The organism is Fusobacterium perfoetens (genome assembly GCF_021531475.1).
GTDB lineage: Bacteria > Fusobacteriota > Fusobacteriia > Fusobacteriales > Fusobacteriaceae > Fusobacterium_B.
In genome coordinates, this window is the sequence record NZ_JADYTX010000006.1 from 55,907 (window position 1) to 73,487 (window position 17,581).

At 29.2% G+C, this 17,581-nt stretch carries 18 protein-coding genes; 3 read left to right on the forward strand and 15 right to left on the reverse strand.

Annotated elements, in window-relative coordinates; all coding sequences use genetic code 11:
• Window positions 1-39: 39 nt before the first annotated feature.
• Genes I6E15_RS02605 through I6E15_RS02615 form a run of 3 tightly spaced genes read right to left on the reverse strand, consistent with a single transcriptional unit; the run spans window position 40 to window position 2,858 of the window.
• The gene (locus I6E15_RS02605; protein ID WP_235244012.1) at window positions 40-1,347 is read right to left on the reverse strand and encodes a TRAP transporter large permease; all 1,308 of its coding nucleotides are present in this window, start codon (window positions 1,345-1,347) and stop codon (window positions 40-42) included.
• Window positions 1,348-1,358: 11 nt separating this feature from the next.
• Window positions 1,359-1,835: a TRAP transporter small permease gene (locus tag I6E15_RS02610; protein ID WP_235244014.1), complete on the reverse strand. Its 477-nt coding sequence runs from the start codon at window positions 1,833-1,835 to the stop codon at window positions 1,359-1,361.
• Between the two features lie 18 nt (window positions 1,836-1,853).
• Complete coding sequence (locus I6E15_RS02615) at window positions 1,854-2,858, reverse strand: TRAP transporter substrate-binding protein (RefSeq protein ID WP_235244016.1); 1,005 nt, start codon at window positions 2,856-2,858, stop codon at window positions 1,854-1,856.
• Between the two features lie 252 nt (window positions 2,859-3,110).
• Between I6E15_RS02615 and I6E15_RS02620 the strand changes: the two genes are divergently transcribed.
• Window positions 3,111-3,878 (forward strand): IclR family transcriptional regulator, encoded by a 768-nt coding sequence (locus tag I6E15_RS02620; protein ID WP_235244023.1) that lies wholly within the window; start codon window positions 3,111-3,113, stop codon window positions 3,876-3,878.
• A gap of 73 nt (window positions 3,879-3,951) precedes the next feature.
• Here the strand turns inward: I6E15_RS02620 and I6E15_RS02625 are convergent, their stop codons facing one another.
• The 8 genes from I6E15_RS02625 to I6E15_RS02660 form a co-directional block, all read right to left on the reverse strand.
• Entirely contained in the window at window positions 3,952-5,553 is a 1,602-nt protein-coding gene (locus I6E15_RS02625) for a mannitol dehydrogenase family protein (RefSeq protein ID WP_235244025.1), read from the reverse strand.
• 62 nt (window positions 5,554-5,615) lie between these two features.
• Window positions 5,616-6,689 carry a mannonate dehydratase gene (gene uxuA / locus I6E15_RS02630; protein WP_235244026.1) on the reverse strand — a complete coding sequence of 358 codons (1,074 nt, stop codon included), beginning with the start codon at window positions 6,687-6,689 and terminating at the stop codon, window positions 5,616-5,618.
• A 23-nt stretch (window positions 6,690-6,712) separates the two neighbouring features.
• Complete coding sequence (locus I6E15_RS02635; RefSeq protein ID WP_235244029.1) at window positions 6,713-8,002, reverse strand: TRAP transporter large permease; 1,290 nt, start codon at window positions 8,000-8,002, stop codon at window positions 6,713-6,715.
• A complete protein-coding gene (locus I6E15_RS02640) occupies window positions 8,002-8,487 on the reverse strand; it encodes a TRAP transporter small permease (RefSeq protein WP_235244031.1) in 486 nt (161 codons plus the stop codon). Before I6E15_RS02640 ends, I6E15_RS02635 begins: the two co-directional genes overlap by 1 nt.
• Window positions 8,488-8,576: 89 nt before the next feature.
• On the reverse strand, window positions 8,577-9,596 hold the full coding sequence (locus tag I6E15_RS02645; RefSeq protein ID WP_235244033.1) for a C4-dicarboxylate TRAP transporter substrate-binding protein: 1,020 nt from the start codon (window positions 9,594-9,596) through the stop codon (window positions 8,577-8,579).
• Between the two features lie 275 nt (window positions 9,597-9,871).
• The gene (locus tag I6E15_RS02650) at window positions 9,872-10,768 is read right to left on the reverse strand and encodes an AEC family transporter (RefSeq protein ID WP_235244035.1); all 897 of its coding nucleotides are present in this window, start codon (window positions 10,766-10,768) and stop codon (window positions 9,872-9,874) included.
• A gap of 129 nt (window positions 10,769-10,897) precedes the next feature.
• Window positions 10,898-11,590 carry a GntR family transcriptional regulator gene (locus I6E15_RS02655; protein WP_235244037.1) on the reverse strand — a complete coding sequence of 231 codons (693 nt, stop codon included), beginning with the start codon at window positions 11,588-11,590 and terminating at the stop codon, window positions 10,898-10,900.
• A gap of 125 nt (window positions 11,591-11,715) precedes the next feature.
• Entirely contained in the window at window positions 11,716-12,897 is a 1,182-nt protein-coding gene (locus tag I6E15_RS02660; protein WP_235244039.1) for an iron-containing alcohol dehydrogenase, read from the reverse strand.
• Between the two features lie 259 nt (window positions 12,898-13,156).
• Here I6E15_RS02660 and I6E15_RS02665 point away from each other — a divergent pair, with 259 nt between their 5' ends.
• Window positions 13,157-13,792 (forward strand): bifunctional 2-keto-4-hydroxyglutarate aldolase/2-keto-3-deoxy-6-phosphogluconate aldolase, encoded by a 636-nt coding sequence (locus I6E15_RS02665; protein WP_235244040.1) that lies wholly within the window; start codon window positions 13,157-13,159, stop codon window positions 13,790-13,792.
• Window positions 13,793-13,806: 14 nt separating this feature from the next.
• The gene (locus tag I6E15_RS02670) at window positions 13,807-14,838 is read left to right on the forward strand and encodes a sugar kinase (RefSeq protein WP_235244041.1); all 1,032 of its coding nucleotides are present in this window, start codon (window positions 13,807-13,809) and stop codon (window positions 14,836-14,838) included.
• A 125-nt stretch (window positions 14,839-14,963) separates the two neighbouring features.
• Here I6E15_RS02670 and dhaM read toward each other — a convergent pair whose 3' ends face one another.
• The 4 genes from dhaM to I6E15_RS02690 all read right to left on the reverse strand — a co-directional run.
• Window positions 14,964-15,359: a dihydroxyacetone kinase phosphoryl donor subunit DhaM gene (gene dhaM / locus I6E15_RS02675; RefSeq protein WP_177160761.1), complete on the reverse strand. Its 396-nt coding sequence runs from the start codon at window positions 15,357-15,359 to the stop codon at window positions 14,964-14,966.
• 33 nt (window positions 15,360-15,392) lie between these two features.
• A complete protein-coding gene (gene dhaL / locus I6E15_RS02680; protein WP_235244042.1) occupies window positions 15,393-16,010 on the reverse strand; it encodes a dihydroxyacetone kinase subunit DhaL in 618 nt (205 codons plus the stop codon).
• 9 nt (window positions 16,011-16,019) lie between these two features.
• Window positions 16,020-17,015, reverse strand: coding sequence for a dihydroxyacetone kinase subunit DhaK (dhaK, locus tag I6E15_RS02685; protein WP_235244043.1), 996 nt, complete (start codon window positions 17,013-17,015; stop codon window positions 16,020-16,022).
• A 201-nt stretch (window positions 17,016-17,216) separates the two neighbouring features.
• The coding region (locus tag I6E15_RS02690) for a ferritin-like domain-containing protein (RefSeq protein WP_328221819.1) at window positions 17,217-17,581 on the reverse strand (365 nt) is incomplete at its 5' end.

A 17,581-nucleotide genomic window follows, 5' to 3' on the forward strand; every position in this document is an offset into this window, starting at 1 on the left:
TAAGTTTGAGACTGATATACACCAGTCTCAAATTTTTAATTATTTTATTAGTCCGAATATTTGTGGTAAGAATAGTGAAAAACTTGGTACAAAAGTTACTAAGAATAATATTAATATTGTAACGGCGTAGAATGGTAGTAACCACTTAAAGACTTCCTCAATGGTTACATTACCAATCTTACATCCAGTAAACAGTATAGGTCCAACAGGTGGTGTAATTGTTCCTATACAAAGGTTAAATACTAACATTATACCGAAATGAACTGGTGTCATTCCAAAACTTTGTACTATTGGTAAAAATATTGGTGTAAATATTAATACTGCAGGTGTTGGGTCCATAAATGTTCCTATTATTAATAATAAGATATTCATTATTATTAATATAACTATTTTACTATCTGTAACACCTAAAAGTAATTCAGCTATTTTTTGAGGTATATGAGCAAATGCCATTACCCAAGACATTATAGATGAAACACCAATCATAAATATAACTATCGCTGTCATTTGAGCTGAGCTTAAGAAAATTTTTGGTAGATCACTTAATTTCATTTCTTTATAGATGAACGAAAGTATTAAAGAGTAAACAACAGCTATTGCAGATCCTTCTGTTGCTGTGAATATTCCTTTTAAAATTCCACCGATTACTATTATAACTAATAATAAACTTGGTACTGCATCTAAAACTATTTTTATCATTTGACTTGTACTCATTGAGTCTTCTGATTTATATTTTAGTTTTTTAGCCATTAAGCTAGCAACTATCATAATTCCTAATCCCCAAAGAATTCCAGGAATATAACCAGCTATAAATAAAGCTGATATTGAAACACTTCCTGCAACTGTTGAGTAAACTATCAATGTGTTACTTGGTGGTATTAACATTCCTGTTGGTGCTGAAGAGATATTTACTGCAGCACTATATTTTTTATCATATCCTTCTTTTTCTTCAATTGGAGATATTGTTCCTCCTACTGCAGCTGCTGCTGCAACTCCAGAACCACTAATCGCTCCAAAAAGCATATTTGCCACAACATTAGCTTGTGCTAAAGGTCCATAAAATTTTCTTCCAAAAAGTTTTGCACAATTTATAAGTCTTATAGCTATTCCACCTGTGTTCATTATATTTCCTGCTAATATAAAGAACGGTATTGCTAAAAGTGAAAATGAGTTAGTTCCTATAAAAACTCTTTGTGCTGATGTTATCATTGCCCCATCAAAAGGTAAAATAAGTAACATTGCCATTGTAGAAGAAAGTCCTATACTGATACTGATTGGTACCCCTAATGCTAAGAATATAGCTAATGTTATAAATATTATCATTCCTACTTGTATTGCCAAATCCATAACTTTCTCCTTTATTTACCTTTTTTACCACAGGCAATCACTTTTATATTGTGAATTGCATAGAATATTACAAACACTCCACTTATTGGAATTGCTGAATATATAACTCCCATTGGTATTTGTAAAGCTGCATCCACTTGCCCCATTTGTCTTAACGCTGAAAAATATCCCCCATAAATCATAACTATTAGAACAAATATAGTAATTATTATTTCTTGAAAAATATCTATTACTTTTCTTAGAGTTCCTGATGTCAAATCTCTAACGAAAGAAATTTGCATATGTTCTCTTTTTCCAAATACATAGGCTGAACCATACATAACTAACCATACAAATAAATATTGTGATGTTTGCTCTGTAAAAATACTAGGATTATTGAAAACATATCTTGTAATAACTTGCCAAGTTACTAAAACTGTCATAACTCCCATTATAACTATACAAAATAGTTCTATTATCTTATCCAGACAATTTTTTATTTTTTCCATTCCTATCTCCTCTAGCTATTATTTAGCTAAATCTCTAACATCTTTGTAGATTTTTTTAGTCATATCAGAAATATTAGAAACTTCTTCTTGAAGAGGTTTTACTCTTTCTTGGAATGGTTTAATATCTACTTCGATGAATTTTGCTCCGTTTTCTGTTGCTACTTTTTTAGCTTGTTCTACGTTTTCGTTCCATACTGTAAATTCATTTTCTATTGTTTGTTTCATTAAGTCATCAAATATTTTTCTGTTTTCTGGAGTCATTCCATTGTATAATTTTTCATTGATGATGATTAAATCTGGAACCATTAAGTGGTTAGTATATGAAAAGTAAGGTGCTACTTCATAATGTTTTAAGTCAACATAAGTAACTTCGTTATTTTCTCCACCTTCAATAACTCCTTGTTGAACAGCTGTATAAACTTCTCCTTGTCCCATAGGAGTTCCAATTCCACCCATATAGTCAACCATTTTTTTCATTGTATCAGATTGCATTACTCTGAATTTGTATCCTTTTAAATCTTCTGGTTTTGTCATTGGTTTATCTGTATAAAGACATCTTGCTCCTGCTGTAAATGCTCCTATAACTTCAAATCCATTTGGTGCTACTGATTTAAATAATGGATCTAATACATCAGATGTAAATACTTTCTTTTGATGTTCTAAGCTGTCATATAAATATGGTAATCCTATTACAGCAAAGTCTTTATTGAAACTTTCAACAACTGGATTTCCTACTACAGACATTTGAATAACTCCGTTTTGAACTAATTCGGCTGTAGCTCTTTGGTCTCCTAATAATTCGTTTGGAGATATTTCTAATTTATAAGCTCCTTTTGTTTGTGCTTCTAAATCTTTACTAAATTGCTCTAACGCTTTGTATTGTGGATGTTTTTCTGATTGATTAAAAGCTACTTTTAAAACTTGTGTTTTAACTTTTGCATCAGATGATGCTTCTTTTTCCTTTCCACATCCCATAAATAATCCCATAACTGCTAAACTTCCTACAAATAATACTTTTTTCATTTAAAACCCCCTCATCTTTATCTTTGTTCGTTATTAAGAACTAGTTCGCATTTAAGTATATTATAAATATACTACATGTTTTTTCTTTTGTCAAGTTCTATTTTTATTTTTTTATATATTTTTTAAAAACTTAATTAACTAAATAAATACATATTTTATATAATTATAAGTTTTTATTTTAAATTTAGATAGCTTTTTTTTGTTTTTTCTGATATCATATTTTAGTAAAACGATTTTTTGGAGGATAAAAAAATGGAGCTACACAAACCAACTGAAAGAGTTGTTAATATTTTGAATATAATTTCTAAAAATTCTGGACAACTAACCTTTTCAAATATTTCAAAATTAATAGATATTCCAAAAAGCACTCTTTCTCCTATATTAAAAACTTTAGTTGAACTTGAACTTCTAGTGATAGATCCTACTTCTCAAACATATACAATAGGTTTAAATGCTTTTCAAATAGGACAAACATATTTAGAAAATATAAATGGGTTGGATCTAATAAAATCTCATATGAGAACTATAGTTAATGAATGTAATGAAAATTGCCAAGTAGGAATTAATCATAATCATGAAGTTTTATACTTAGCTAGGATAGAATCTCCTCAACCAATAAAAATGATGTCATCAATCGGAAGAAATCTTCCTCTTTACTGTACTGGACTGGGAAGAGCTTTGCTTTGTGAATATTCTGAATCAACTATAAAAAAATTATATTCTAATGAATTAAGAAAATTTACTGAAAATACTATTACTGATGTTAATGAGATTGTTAAAATAATAGAAAAAGCTAAAAATGATGGGTATTGTGAAGAGATAGGAGAGATTACTTCAGATGCTCAGTGTGTAGCTGTACCTATTATAAGTAATGGAAATATTATTGCTGCTCTTGGGGTTAGTTTACCTATTTTTAGAGCTTCTTCTGAGCAAATAGAAAAAATTAAAGTTCTTTTAAGAGAACATTCCAGTGCAATTACAAAGGAACTTGAAAACTTAAATATTACTTCTTTAATTTAACAAATTTTTATTCTAAAAGAAAAAGATGCTACATTAAAAGTAACATCTTTTTCTTTGGTAGTTATTAATAATATTATCCTAAATATTTAGTTAAAACTTTGCTTACTGCCCCTTCTCCCTCTAACATTTCTACGAAATATTTTTCAACATCAGAAGAAAGACCAATTTCCACTAAATCAACGCCAAAAATTGATTTATTTTTTAGTATCTCTTTTAATTGACCATTGTATGTTTCTGGTTTTCCAAATTCTACTCCATCAAGAGTTTCTTTTAACATTTCTAACATTGGGTCTGGACTTATGCTTCTTTCTTTCCCTATATCATCTACACCTAATAAATATCTAAACCAACCAGCATAAACTAATGGAATATATTTTATATCAGATATTTTTAATTCATTACTTGCTAAATAAGCTTTTAATGTTTCACCATATCTTATTCCAACTTTTTGAGAAGTATCTGTTGCTATTCTTTCTGGTTGATCTGGAATAAACGGATTAGCAAATCTTTCGTTTATAACTTCATCTATAAAATCTTTTGGGTTTAATATTTTTGGATCTTCTACAACTTTTAAAGCTTCATTATATCCAATATTTTTTATTAATTTATTTAATAAAGGATTAGAAACTGCATCATATATTGTTTTTTCATTTAATAGACATCCATATACTGCTAAAGCTGTGTGTAATGGATTTAAGCAAGTTGTAACTTTCATTCTTTCAGTTTTTTCAACAGTTTCTCTATCTGTTACATAAACACCTGCTTCTGCCATTTCAAGTTTTGGTCTTCCATTAGGAAATTTATCTTCTACTACAAAATATTCTGAAACTTCTGCATTTACAAATGGAGATGTATAAGTTTTTTTATCCGTAATAATAGTTTCCATTCCTTCTAATCCTAAATTTTCTAAATAATTTTTTACAACTTCGGCTGGTCTAGGAGTAATTTTATCTATCATTGACACTGGAAAAGTTACTTTTTCCTCATTAGAAATATATTCTATAAATTCTTTTTCTACAAAACCATTTTTTATCCAATGTTCTGCCACATCAAATACAGCAGCTTTTATTCTATCACCGTTACCTGCGCAGTTATCCATACTTACTATTGCTATTGGAGTAGCACCATTTTTATATCTAATGTATAAAAGTTCTGTAACTATACTCATAATGTGTTTTGCTTTATTTGGAACATTAGAAAAATCTTCTTCAACTATTGGAAAATATTTTCCAACAGGATTTTTTAAATTATATCCTTTTTCTGTTATTGTAAAACTTATCATTTGTAATGTTGGCATTTTTACAATTTCTTCTAACTTTTCTCTATTTTCACTTACTTTTAATGAATCAACAATACTTCCTAAAAGTTCTGTTGAAAATTTTCCATCTTTCGACAAAATAACAGATAAAGTTAAATTATCATATGGAGTATAAGCTTTCTCAATTATCTCTTCATCAAAACTTTCTGCAACAATAATTCCTGTATCTTCAAGACCTTTATTTAATAGATTTTGTTGCATCTTTCCAATGTATGCTCTAAATATATTTCCTGCACCAAAATGCAACCATTTAGGTGATTTAATTGTATTTTCCTTAACTTTTACTATATCATATAAAGGAACTTTTATTTCTTCAATTTTTTTTATATTTTCTATTTCCTTTAAAGAAAGTTTCATTTTTTCCTCCCATTTAATTAACACAAGGTTACAAAATAAAAATTCTGTAACCTTTTTTGTTGTTATTTATTGTTTTTTTCTAAAGTATCCCAGATTCCCCAAAGATACATAATTCCTAAAGCTCTATCGTAAAGTCCATACCCTGGTCTACAAGTTTTTTCTTCTCCCCATAGATGTCTTCCATGATCAGGTCTAACATATCCTTTAAATCCTATATCATGATAAGCTTTTACAACTTCTACAATGTCTACATTTCCATCACATGCTCTATGAGAACTTTCTATAAAGTCACCATTTTCAAATACCTTTACATTTCTTATGTGAGCAAAATGTATTCTATCTCCAAATTTTCTTATAAGATTAGGAATATCATTTTTTAAATTTGGTCCTAAAGAACCACTACATAAAGTTAAACCATTGCAAGGACTATCCACTAATTTTAAAACTTTTTCTATATGTTCTTCATCTCTAACTATTCTAGGAAGTCCAAATATTGGCCAAGGTGGATCATCTGGATGAACTGCCATTTTGATTCCAACCTCTTCACAAGTAGGAATTATTTTTTCTAAGAAATATTTAAAGTTTTCTGTTAATTTTTCTTCTGTTACATCTTTGTATTCTTCAAATAATTCATTTAATCTTGAAAGTCTTTCCGGTTCCCAACCAGGCATTGTTTTATCTCCAGCTCCTTCTAAGATTCTTCTAGTTACTTCTTGAGGAGAAACTCCTGTAACTAAATCTTTTTGATAAAATAATGCGTTTGAACCATCAGGCATTTCTTTATATAAATCTGTTCTTGTCCAGTCAAAAATTGGCATAAAATTATAGCATATAACTTTTACTCCAACTTTTGCTAATTTTTTTATAGTATCTTTGTAGATTTCTATATATTTATCCCTTGTTGGTTTTCCTATTTTAATATCATCATGTACGTTAACACTTTCCACTACATCTGCATCAAAACCTTTAGATTTTATATAGTCTGTAACTTCTTTTATTCTTTCAAATTCCCATTCTTCACCAGCCACTTTATCGTGTAATGACCAAACAATAGATGTTACTCCTGGAATTTGTCTGATTTGGTCTAGAGTTACGTTATCATTTCCTACTCCATACCAACGAAAAGCCATTCTCATTTTGTTTCCTCCTAATTTATGTCTTAAAGAGCACTAGCTCCATATACAAGATTTGGTAAAAATAAAACAGCATCTTGGAAAAATACCATAAATACTACAACTAAAAGCACCGCTATATAGAATGGATATCCATATTTAACTGTTTCTTCTACTGAACACCCCATTATATCTGATGTAGTATATAAAGCTGTTCCTACTGGTGGAGTCATAACTCCAAATGTAACACAAGTCATCATTATCATTCCAAAAACAACTGGATCTACTCCAACACTCTTCATAACTGGTAATAAAATTGGTGTAAGAATTAAAGCGATTACTGTTGTTTCCATAAACATTCCACAACCTAGTAAGAAGAATACAACTAGTGCTAAAAGTATTGTCGGATTATCTGATATTCCCATCAAAGTTGTTGCTAATTTTGTTGTTATATCGTCATAAACTACTCCATAACCAAAAGTTCCTGAAAATGCTAAGATAATTGTAATAACTGTGATATCTTTTACACTATCTTTAACTGTTGTAATAAATGTTTCTTTATCTAATTCTTTATAAACAAAAACTCCTACAAATAAAGCATAAGCTACTGCAAAAGCTCCTGATTCTGTTGGACTTACTATTCCAAATCTTATTAAAACTATTAACATTACTGGGAACATTAACGCCCAGAATCCAGCTGTCATTGTACTTAAGATTTCTTTTAAACTAGCTCTTTCTTTTCTTTCTGGTTTGTATCCAAACTTACGAGCTGATATTGTACAAGCTATCATAAGAAATACCATCATTAATATACCAGGTAGCCACCCTGCCATAAAAAGACGCCCTATTGAAACTTCTCCAACAGTTCCATATATTATAAGCCCCATACTTGGTGGAATTGTTGCAACTATTAATCCTGATAATCCATTTACTGCAGCACTCCATCCTTTAGCGTATCCTAATCTTGTCATTTCAGGCCCTAAGATACGTGATTGCATAGCAGCATCTGCAACTGCTGATCCTGATACTCCTCCCATCAAAGTACTTAATACACAAGAAACTTGTCCTATATTTCCATACATATGTCCTGTAAGAACGCTAGCCAATTTCATTAAACGACTTGTTATTCCACTACTATTCATTAAATTTCCTGCAAATATAAATAAAGGAATCGCAAGCATTGTAAAAGATTGTGAAGTTGATATTGATTTTTGCACTAGAACAGACATTGGTAAATCTCTTACTAAGAAAAATGTCAATCCTGAAAGTCCAATAGAGAAAGCTACTGGCATTCCTAATACAAGAAAAATTAAAAATACTGGTATAGCAAATTCCATTATTTATCCTCCCCCCATTTTTTAGCAGGTTTCTTTATACTTTCAACTAATCTTATAGATGTTGATATTATCATTAAAAAAGCTCCTACTGGTACTGATGCTGTAACATATGCATAACTTATTCCTAAGGTTGTAATTGTTCTTTTCATTCCTGTGATAACCATTACATAACCATATCTAATAAGAATAAGCAAAAATATAATTATGATAATCTTAAAAATAATATCAAGATATTTTTGAATTACTTTTGGAAAATGTTTAGTTAAAACTTCAATTCCAATAAGTCTTGTATTTCTTATTGCCAAATCACTTCCTAAAAAAGTCATCCAAGCAAAAGCAACAAGAGCTGCATCTTGAGCCCAGTTTATAGGTCTTCCTAATGTTCTTGTAAAAGCTGAAAGAAAAACAAGTAAAAATATACTTATAAGAAGAAAACTTGCTAAGGCACTTTCTAATTTTGCAAATTTCCAATATAAACTTTTCAATTTTTTCACTCTCCTATCTAACATTCTTATAAAAGATAGTACAAACTTTTTTAAAGAAGTTTGTACTATCCAAATTACTTAATCAACTATTATAAAGTTTTTCCAATTTCGTTGTAGATTTTTTCACGAGTTTTTGTTAGATTTAGTACATCGTAAGCATTTTTAGCAGCTTCTTTAAATGCATTTTTATCTACTTCTACTATTGTCATTCCATTATCTATAAGTTCTTTTTCTAATTTTTCTTGTAAACTTACAACATATTTTGCATTTTCATATCCACATTCATTAGCTGTATCAACTAATACTTTTTTATAATCTTCTGGTAATTTTTCAAACCAAGCATTACTTGTTACAACACAGTTTAATAAATTTATATGTTCTGTTTTATTTACAAATTTAGCAACTTCATAAATATGAGAACTTACAGCTGATGTATATTGAACTTCACAACCATCTATTGATTTAGTTTGGATTCCATTGTAAACTTCACTCCAAGCAATACTATAAGGTGTCGCTCCCATTGATTTTATACTTTCTACATATGGTGCTGCTCCTGGAGTTCTAACTACTTGACCTTTTAAATCTGCTGGTTTTGTAGCTGGTTTATGTCCCACAAAAGATCTTGCTCCATCATAGAAATTAAATGTTAATATTTTTAATCCATGATTTGTTAAATCATTTGTCCAACCTTTAAATGTTTCTGTTTCCATAACTTTTACAGCTTCATCATAATTATCTACAAAGTATGCCATATTGAATATTCCCATTTCTGGTACATAATCTGACATTCTAGCCGCATCACTTAGAATTGCTATATTCATTCCTTGCATTGCTTGGTCTATCATATCTTCTTCTCCACCTAATTGGCTAGAAGGATATATTGTTATTTTTAAACCACCATCTGTTTTTTCTCCTACTTTTTTGGCAAAGTCTTGTAATCCTTGAACTATCACTGAAGATTCTGCTTGTGTCGTTGATACTTTTAATTCATACACTTTTTTAGCATCTGCTTTAGCTCCTGATTTATCACTTCCACATCCTATTAAAGCTCCAGCTAATACACAAGCTGTTGTTCCTAAAAATAATTTTCTTAAAACTTCTCTTTTCATTTTAACGCCCTCCTAATCATTTTTTAGTTTTTTACGTATGTTTTTAATACAATTGAACTTTATAAAATCCATCCTTATCTTCTTGTATACTAGTATAATATATAAAGTATTTTTTGTCAATAACTTTTTTATTCTTCATTCTATTAAAATTATATAACTCTTTTATTTATCAAATAAAAATAAAAAAATAGAACTACTACTTAATTAAAACTAATAATTTTTGTACTTCATTTTAATTTTATATAGCAATTCTATTCATATTTTATATTAACTTTCTATCTAAACAACAAAAATAGTGAAACAGTTACAAAACTTATAATAATTGATAAAGATACAACATTTATTGCCAATTCCATATCACCATCTGTTATAAAAACATATGTTAGTACATTATTTCCTACTGGTGATAAAGCTCCCAATAAAATTATAGTTCTCCCCATTTCATCTAGTGGCAATATTTTTCCCACTATTGTTCCTACTATTAAAATTCCCATCATTTTTAATCCTACTATAATCAAACTTAATTTTAACTTTGAAAACTTAGGTGTAAAATATGATCCTAAAGCTATCATTATTAAAACTCCTGTTACACTGGCTATCTGTTGTAAAGTTATCTCTATTCCTTTTGGTATATTAACTTTTGATATATTTATGACTATTCCAATAATAAGTGCTATAATCAAAGGAGACTTTAGTATTTTTTTTATTTTCTGACCAATACTTTCAGAGTCACTAGAAGCAAATATAGAATACACCACTGTTGTTACCATTACTAAATTACCTGCATCAAAAATGGATAATAAATATACGTTCTTTTCTCCAAAAAAACTTATAAAAAATGGAAGTATAAACGTTAAATTCATTATTAGGGAAGCTCCTCTAAAAACCTTTTTTTCTTTTTCACTTAATTTTACTCTCTTGGAAATTATTTTTCCTATAAAAAACATTATTATATGAATACATATAGCTGAAATAGGATAATATATCAAAGTTTTAGAAAATTTCATAGTACTTACAGAAATTATTATTACTGCTGGACTCATTAAATAAAAAATTAATTTTAATAACACTGACGCTTCTTCTTTTTTCAAAATATCAAAAATTTTTAAAATATACCCTATAAAAAAATATAGAATAATTGGCATAAGTTTTGTCATCATTATTTCTAACATAAAATCACCTCTTCGTTCTCTTGTATACTAGTATGTTATAACTTTTATTTTTATTTGTCAATAATTTAATTTTTATAAAAAAATTGTCCCCAAATATTATTTTTATCTAGGAACAATTTTATTAATATATTATTCATCAAAATAGTTAGGAAATTTTTCTCTGAAATTATTTAATATTTTTTTAAAATTAAATAGATGTTTTTCGACTATATAATCTACTTTTTCTTTTTCTTTATTTTCTAATATCAAAATTATTTCTTCATGTTGACTTATAATTTCTAAAAAATTCATTTTTTCCAGTGTATCAAATAATCTTAACCTATCATAATGTGTGCTTAATCTCTGTATCACTTTCCATATATTTGTTTTATCACAATGATCGTATATTATTTTGTGAAATAAATTATCTAGTCTAAAAAATTCGTAAGTATTTTCATCATATTCAACAGCTATTTTTTGATACTCTAGATTTTTTTTCAACTCTTTTAAAAGGTTTTCTTTTTCATTTTCTTGGCAGACTATTTTCAAAATCTCTTTATCGCAAATCTCTCTAAGAAAAGCAGCCTCTTCTATCAATTTTAGATTCATTCTAGAAACTAAAGAACCTTTTTGTGGAAAAACATTTATAAGTTTTTCCTCTTTTAATTTTACAATAGCTTCTCTTACTGGGGTTCTACTTACGTTTAAAGCCTCACTAATCTCTGCTTCACTGATTTCTTCTCCCGGCTTCAAAGATAAATTCATTATATTTTCTTTTAATATTCTATAAGTAAACTGTTTACTATTTTCACCTTTTTCTTTTTTTACTCCAATAAACTCCATTATATTTCCTACTTTCTCAATATAAATTTTTAAGACTATTTTACCCCAAATTTTAAAAAAAATCAATTTTTAATTTATTATATAACAAAAGGATTGACTAAAAAATCAATCCTTTCTTTATTTTTTTATCTTGCCATTGAATATATTTTTGCCATATCTTCTTTGTAAAGTTTCTTAAATGCTCCTATAAATCTAGCTCCACTATTACTACATTTTTCTGCTAACATAAGAACATCATCATCTGATAAATTTATTCCAGTTTCAGATATAGATATTGGCATCTCAATTTCTTTATAAAAATTTTCCATAGATTCTATTCCTTTAATAGCTATCTCCTCAACAGTTCCTATTTTTTCTATTCCAAATACATTTTCAGCAAACTTAGCAAATCTCTCTGGATTTTCTTTATAAACATATCTTGCCCAAGAACCCCAAACTGCTGCAAGTCCTGCTCCATGAGCTATATCATAAACTCCACCTAAATCATGTTCTAATTGATGTGTTGCCCAATCTCCAATTCCTCCACAACCTGTTAATCCATTATGAGCTAAAGAACCTGCCCACATTATCTCCGCTCTTGCTTCGTAATTTTCAGGATTTTCCAGTGATAATTTTCCATATTTTATCATTGTTCTTAAAAGTCCCTCTGCTACTCTATCTGTTATTTCTAAATTTCCAACTGGTGAAAAATATCTTTCCATTGTATGCATCATAATGTCAACTATTCCGCAAGCAATTTGATATTTTGGTAGTGTGTAGGTAAGCTCTGGATTCATTATAGCAAATTTTGGTCTTGCATTGTCTGTGTTATAAGATCTTTTTAATTGTTCATCTTCTTTAGTAACAACACTTCCTCCACTCATTTCACTTCCAGCTGCTGCTATTGTTAAAACTACACCAATAGGAGCACATTTTTTAGTTTTTGCTTTTCCTATATATAAATCCCAAACATCTTCTATTTCTGGATTAGCTATTCCATAACCTATTCCCTTAGCAGAATCAATAACACTTCCTCCACCTACTGCTAAAACAAAATCTACTCCATTTTCTTTAGCAAGTTTTATTCCTTCATATATAAGAGATAATCTTGGATTTGGTTTAACTCCACCTAGTTCTATATAAGAAATACCCTCTTCTGATAAAGATTTTTTTACTCTATCTATTAGTCCACTTCTTACAGCACTTCCTCCACCATAATGAATTAAAACTTTTTTAGCTCCAAATTCTTTAACAAGTTCTCCAACTTTCTTTTCTTCATCTTTCCCAAAAATAACTTTTGTTGGTGTATAGTAAATAAAATTTTCCATAATATCCCTCCTTGAAGTTTTTTATTAATTAAAGTATAGCTTCTGTAAAAAAAACTGTCAAGATAATTTTTTAATTCTATATATGGAACTCTTTTTTTTATCTTCCTCTTCTTTTTTATTGGAATATATAGACTTCTTTATTTTTTCACTTTTATAATTTTCATATATGGAATTTTTCAACTAAATTAACTGTTGTTTTTTTTTATTTTATAAGCTATAAATATATTAGAAAGTAAAAATTAATAACGGGGTGATTATTTTGTTAAAAAAACATCAAACTATTGAAAGAATTATAAATACTGGTATTGTTGCTGTTGTAAGAAGTGAAAGCATAGAAGAAGGAGTTAGAATTTCTAAAGCTTGCGTTGAAGGAGGAATCCCAGCTATCGAAGTTACTTACACAGTACCTGGAGCTACTGATGTTATAAAAGCGTTAAAAAAAGAATTTTCAGAAGATGAATTAATCGTTGGAGCTGGAACTGTATTAGATGCTGCTACTGCTAGAATCGCTATATTAGCTGGAGCTGAATATATTGTTTCTCCTGGATTTGACGAAGAAACTGCAAAATTATGTAATCTTTACCAAATACCATATATGCCTGGTTGCATGACTATTACTGAAATGATGAGAGCTATGGAACTTGGTTCTGATATTATAAAATTATTCCCTGGAAGTGCTTTTGGACCATCTTTTGTAAAAGCTGTAAAAGCACCTCTTCCACAAGTAAATATTATGCCTACTGGTGGAGTTAGTCTTGATAATATAGATGAATGGTTTAAAAATGGAGTTGTAGCTGTTGGAGCTGGAGGAAAACTTGCTTCTGGAACAAGTGAATCTATAAAAGCTACTGCTCAAGAATTTGTTAGAAAAATAAAAGAAATTAGAAATAAATAATCAGGAGGGATAATATGTTTAACTTTTCAGAAAAAAGATTTGATGTTGTTTCTTGCGGAGAAATTATAATGAGATTATCTCCAGCAGTTGGAAAAGTTTTAGTTCAAGATGGACCTCTTGATAGAAATTTAGGTGGAGCTGAACTTAATGTCGTTACAGGAATATCTTCATTAGGTGGAAAAACATCATTCTTATCAAAAATTCCTGATCATGACTTAGGAACATATGCTAAAAGATGTATAAACTTAAGCGGAGTAAACTCAGATTTCTTAGTTTACGACTCATCTAAAAATAAAAGACTTGCTCTTTACTATTATGAATATGGAGCATCTCCAAGAAAACCTAGCGTTGTTTATGATAGAAATGATTCTTCATTCCAATTTTTCTCATCTAATGAGTTAAATGATGAAGTTTATTCACAAACAAAAGTTTTCCATACAAGTGGAATCTCTTTAGGACTTTGTGAAAATTCTAAACAATTAGTAAAAGATCTTATTAAAAACTTCAAAGAAGCTGGAGCTGTTATATCTTTTGATGTTAACTTCAGAAGAAATCTTTGGGGTGATGAAAAATACGCAAGAGAAGAAATTGAAAAAATACTTCCTAGTATAGATATTCTTTTTGCTTCTGAAGAAACTTTAAGAAAAATGTTTGGTCAAACTGGAGATATGAAAGATATTATGAGAAACTTTACTAAAGAACATAATATTTCTCTTTTAATATCAACTCAAAGAACAGTAAACTCTCCAAAATCTCATAATTTCACTTCTATTATTTATAGCAGTGTTAATGATGAATTTTATTTTGAAGAGCCTTATGAAAATATAGAAATTGTAGATAGAATCGGTAGTGGAGATGCCTATGTAGCTGGAGCTTTATATGGTTTAACTCATTTTGATTGTCCTAAAAAAGCTTTAAAATTTGGTAACGCTCTTGGAGCTTTAAAAAATACTCTATTAGGAGACGTTGTTTGCTTCTCTAAAGCAAATGTTGAAGCTATCATTAAAGATCACGAAGAAGGTTCTACCTCTGAGATGAATAGATAAATTTTAATTGTTAGGGAAAAAACTTCCTTTGATTAACTCAAAGGGGTTTTTTCTTTTTTTGGATATAAAATTTAAGATAGATATAGAAAAGAGGTCATCTCTCGACAACCTCTTTAAAATTTTTTTTATTCTACTTTACTAAAACTTTTTAGTTCGCTTATTTCTTCCATAACACTTTCTAATGTAGCTTTTTCATCATTTACAGCCATAGCCATAAGAGTTCCTTCAACTAAAGGAGCATCAGCTATTTTTACTTTCTTTTGTTGTTCTTCATCTAAGAAATCAATAGCCATCTCAGCATTTAATATAGAACTTCCTAGATCTCCAAAAACTAAAACTCCTTCTGGCATAAATGCTTTTTCTATTGCTTCTTTTATTCTCATTGGGTCAGAACCAAGATGTCCACCATCAGTTCCACTACCATTTACAACAGGAAAATCATATTTTTTCATTTCTTTACATAATTCTATTACTTCATGAGCTAAATTTTGACTGTGTGATACTATTACTATTCCTATCATTTTTTTCACCTCGTATAATATTTAAGTAAAAAATTATTTATTTAATTCATCACTAATAGTTTTTATTATAATATATGATGACATTGAACCAGGATCAATATGTCCAATACTTCTTTCTCCCAAATAACTTGCTCTACCTTTTGTAGCAATTATATCTTTTGTAGATTCCATTCCAAGTTTTGCTTTTTCAGCAGCTAATTCAAAACTTTCTTTTAGAGATTTTCCTTCTTCAACAGATTTTTTAAACTCTTCAAAAGCTGGAATTTGAGTATCAAGCATTGTTTTTTCACCTTTTACAGCTTTTCCCCTCATTTGAATCCCTTTTATCATTTCGTCCCAAGTTTCAACTACTACTTCTGGAGTTACTTCAGAATGTTTCTTTAAAACCGTTCCACCTTTCATCAAAGCTGTTGAGTATAAAGCTCCAGAAGCTCCACCAACATTAGACATAAGAAGCATAGTCATCTTCATAAAGACATCAGCTGGTTTCATTCCTTCCATTTTAGGAAGTTCTTCAGATATTTTTTCAAATCCTCTAGCCAAGTTTACTCCGTGGTCACCATCACCAATTTCTCTATCTAAATCTGTTAAATATTCTTTATTCTTTATAATTTCGTCACTTACTTTTTTTACTATATTTAATAATTCCATATTCATCTCCTAAAATCTTTTGAAAGCTGGGGTATCTGTTTTGGCTTTTAATAACTCTTTCATTTCATCATCAAGCTTTACAAGAGTGATTGAGAACCCACCCATATCTAATGATGTCATATAGTTTCCAACTATTGTATCATAAACTTTTATATTTTTATTTGCTAGAACTTCAGAAACTCTATTATTAATTATGTAAAGTTCTATTAAAGTAGTTTCTCCAAGTCCATTTACTAAAACAGCTACCTCATCATTTTCTGATAATTCAGATTCTTTTAATATTTTATCTAATAGATAATCTACATGAGCATTTGCATCTTGCATTTTTTCTCTGTGAGTTCCTGGCTCTCCATGAATTCCTAATCCAATTTCTACTTCATCTTCTGGAAGTTCAAAACTTAATTTTCCAGTAGTTGGAACCATACAAGGTTTTAATGACATTCCCATAGTTTTAGTTCTTGATATAACTTCATTTCCTAAAACTTCCAATTCATCTAATGAGTATCCTTTTTCTGCTGCAGCCCCTACCATTTTATGAACCAGAACAGTTCCTGCAATTCCTCTTCTTCCTACTGTATATGTGCTATTTTCCACAGCTATATCGTCATTAACTATAATTTTTTTGACATTTATTCCTTCCATTCCAGCCATCTCTGCAGCCATTTCAAAGTTCATAACATCTCCACTATAGTTTTTAATTATAAGTAAAACTCCATTTCCAGAATCTACAGCTTTTATAGCTTCATAAACTTTATCAGCACTTGGTGATGTAAAAACTTCTCCAGCTACTGCTGCATCAAGCATTCCATATCCAACAAATCCAGCATGAGAAGGTTCATGTCCACTTCCTCCACCACTTATTAATGCTACTTTTCCCTCTTTTTTATTTTTTCTTTTTACTACTGGTAAATCTCCAACTTGCTCTAAGTAATCAGGAAATGCTTTTAACATTCCACCTATCATTTCTGTAACAATATTTTCCGGCTTATTAATCATTTTTTTCATAGAATTTACCTCCTAGTTTATTGTAAAAAAAACTTAAAAAAACTTCCTTATTTATCCTTAAGAAAATCTTTTTAAGCCTCCCCAATCACTAAGCTATATTCTTTTTATTTTTATCTCTTATTTAGATTTTACTCTATTTTTTTCTATTGTCAATAATTTTAAAAAAGCTGGGATTTTCTCCCAGCTCTCTATTTTTTATTATTATTTTCCAAAGTATCTGTTTAATAATCCAGTGAATGCTTTTCCATGTCTTGCTTCGTCTTTTGCCATTTCATGAACTGTATCGTGGATAGCGTCAAATCCTAACATTTTTGCTCTTTTAGCGATGTCGAATTTTCCTGCTGTTGCTCCATATTCAGCTTCTACTCTCATAGATAAGTTTTTCTCTGTAGAGTCAGTTACACATTCTCCTAATAATTCAGCAAATTTTGCTGCGTGTTCTGCTTCTTCAAAAGCTATTCTTTTGTAAGCTTCTGCTACTTCTGGATATCCTTCTCTGTCAGCTACTCTTGACATTGCTAAGTACATTCCAACTTCTGTACATTCTCCTTCAAAGTTAGCTCTTA

Excerpts from the sequence above, each read along its gene's own strand:
- I6E15_RS02605 (WP_235244012.1), bottom strand. The coding sequence starts at position 1,347 with ATGGATTTGGCAATACAAGTAGGAATGATAATATTTATAACATTAGCT.
- I6E15_RS02610 (WP_235244014.1), bottom strand. The coding sequence starts at position 1,835 with ATGGAAAAAATAAAAAATTGTCTGGATAAGATAATAGAACTATTTTGT.
- I6E15_RS02615 (WP_235244016.1), bottom strand. The coding sequence starts at position 2,858 with ATGAAAAAAGTATTATTTGTAGGAAGTTTAGCAGTTATGGGATTATTT.
- I6E15_RS02620 (WP_235244023.1), top strand. The coding sequence starts at position 3,111 with ATGGAGCTACACAAACCAACTGAAAGAGTTGTTAATATTTTGAATATA.
- I6E15_RS02625 (WP_235244025.1), bottom strand. The coding sequence starts at position 5,553 with ATGAAACTTTCTTTAAAGGAAATAGAAAATATAAAAAAAATTGAAGAA.
- uxuA (WP_235244026.1), bottom strand. The coding sequence starts at position 6,689 with ATGAGAATGGCTTTTCGTTGGTATGGAGTAGGAAATGATAACGTAACT.
- I6E15_RS02635 (WP_235244029.1), bottom strand. The coding sequence starts at position 8,002 with ATGGAATTTGCTATACCAGTATTTTTAATTTTTCTTGTATTAGGAATG.
- I6E15_RS02645 (WP_235244033.1), bottom strand. The coding sequence starts at position 9,596 with ATGAAAAGAGAAGTTTTAAGAAAATTATTTTTAGGAACAACAGCTTGT.
- I6E15_RS02650 (WP_235244035.1), bottom strand. The coding sequence starts at position 10,768 with ATGTTAGAAATAATGATGACAAAACTTATGCCAATTATTCTATATTTT.
- I6E15_RS02655 (WP_235244037.1), bottom strand. The coding sequence starts at position 11,590 with ATGGAGTTTATTGGAGTAAAAAAAGAAAAAGGTGAAAATAGTAAACAG.
- I6E15_RS02660 (WP_235244039.1), bottom strand. The coding sequence starts at position 12,897 with ATGGAAAATTTTATTTACTATACACCAACAAAAGTTATTTTTGGGAAA.
- I6E15_RS02670 (WP_235244041.1), top strand. The coding sequence starts at position 13,807 with ATGTTTAACTTTTCAGAAAAAAGATTTGATGTTGTTTCTTGCGGAGAA.
- dhaM (WP_177160761.1), bottom strand. The coding sequence starts at position 15,359 with ATGATAGGAATAGTAATAGTATCACACAGTCAAAATTTAGCTCATGAA.
- dhaL (WP_235244042.1), bottom strand. The coding sequence starts at position 16,010 with ATGGAATTATTAAATATAGTAAAAAAAGTAAGTGACGAAATTATAAAG.
- dhaK (WP_235244043.1), bottom strand. The coding sequence starts at position 17,015 with ATGAAAAAAATGATTAATAAGCCGGAAAATATTGTTACAGAAATGATA.